Source organism: Spirochaetota bacterium (assembly GCA_040756435.1).
In the GTDB taxonomy this organism is placed as follows: domain Bacteria; phylum Spirochaetota; class UBA4802; order UBA4802; family UB4802; genus UBA4802.
The window spans coordinates 1-1,558 of the sequence record JBFLZD010000126.1 but is presented as its reverse complement, the minus strand read 5'-3'; the positions used below and the strand labels follow the sequence as shown (position 1 = coordinate 1,558).

Annotated in this window: 2 protein-coding genes; one reads left to right on the top strand and one right to left on the bottom strand. The window is 32.6% G+C overall.

Annotation, left to right across the window (positions count from 1 at the left end; translation table 11 throughout):
* A partial coding sequence (locus tag AB1444_16470) for a hypothetical protein (GenBank protein MEW6528249.1) occupies positions 1 to 488 on the bottom strand: 488 nt, incomplete at its 3' end.
* Between the two features lie 452 nt (positions 489 to 940).
* Between AB1444_16470 and AB1444_16465 the strand changes: the two genes are divergently transcribed.
* Positions 941 to 1,222, top strand: a complete 282-nt coding sequence (locus AB1444_16465) for a hypothetical protein (protein ID MEW6528248.1) — start codon at positions 941 to 943, stop codon at positions 1,220 to 1,222.
* Positions 1,223 to 1,558 lie beyond the last annotated feature (336 nt).

Below are 1,558 nucleotides of genomic sequence, written 5' to 3'. Positions count from 1 at the left end.
ATTCCAAAAGAATAATATACTGCACAATCTTTCCCAAAGTAATTGGTACGGTAAATAATGTTGATGTCGGGTATTACGGGGGCTGTCGTTTCCATAAAATATACATTATCACCATGAAGTGTCCCGGTTGGTCGTGTAGTATAGGCATTGCCATTTTGCGTTGGACCTTCTTCATCTATACTTAAACTGGGTGCATAAATATCAAGGTAATAATAATCCATTGTATGAATACGCTTTTTATAAAGAGTCTGGCTGCTATACATAACATATATGCCTTCCTTCATATAGGATAAGCCTGCAGGGTTGTAGAAAGCTGCATCTGCTTCAACTGATGCATTCCGGTTGAGTGTACGTACATATTCGGCACTGTGGTGGGGTAAAATTCCATCTTCCTGGAATAACTCATTGGCAGAAAGCATAGTTGGTATAAAAATAAGGCTATTGAAAAGTGCAACAATACACTTTTTAATGCTGTATTTGCATATCATAGTGGTTTCCTCCTTTAAGGATACACTGTGATGGCTTTAACAAAATTGTGTAGGCAAAAAATTTTTATTTAATATATCTCCATGGTGACACAAATAATACCGACACGTCAGTATATCTTATACCTTAAGCTTTTTGTCAAGTATTTTTTGCTATAAAATAAATATTTAATTGATAAAAATATTTTTATATTGTCTTTTAATTATATAATGTAATTAGTAGAATAAGGTTATATAGTAATCCTCTCTTAGTTGAATAATATAAAAAATTGTAATGATTATGAAATGCCATTTCCTGCTGCCATAAATGGAGTAGGGGGGGCAATTATGCAATTGACTGCTAATCTTGTTTATTCATGGCAAATTCAACAATAAAGTGCAACACAAAATAAAAAAATGTAGCCTAATAAGGATAACATTCAAGTATATGTGATTATCCTCACAATACAATACTTATGGATGATTTTATAAAGCTGTATCCAAAAATAACAAGTAATGAGCGTGAAGTTATTCAAAAAATGCTGTATGCACCAGAAAAATATTCAATATGGGAAATTACACAAAAGATAGGCGTTCACTATCAACACCCATATGAGAACTCAAGCGGAATGCAATACATATTTACAATACCAGGGAGGCAACTAAAAAAAGCACATAAAAGACGTTACGAGACAAAACAAAACAATATAAAAGTGAACGCATCCATGAGGTATGGGGAAAAATACTATTGCAATTAGTGCAGAGCTATTCACCATAGATTATAGCGTATACGTTCAAGAATGAAGGAAAGTATCGATGTTCACACGAGAAGATATATCAATGGATATACAGGATGTAATAAATCTAAAACCAGGGAAATCAAGGAATTTTAAAAACTTCTTATGAACCGTTATAGCATCATCTCCATGGTGAACTTCAAACTTGAAGTTACAATTTAAGTATCCTGGTGGATTACAATAAGTATTGACATGATACTGTAAATGCGCTACTTTTTTTATCATGGAACGTGGTGATACGATAATTGAGTGCTTAAATCAATTTTTTAAGAATAAGAATAATGTTGAAAAGGTGCT

Bases quoted from the DNA above. Each gene is read 5' to 3' on its own strand.
- AB1444_16465 (MEW6528248.1), top strand. From the start codon at position 941: ATGGATGATTTTATAAAGCTGTATCCAAAAATAACAAGTAATGAGCGT.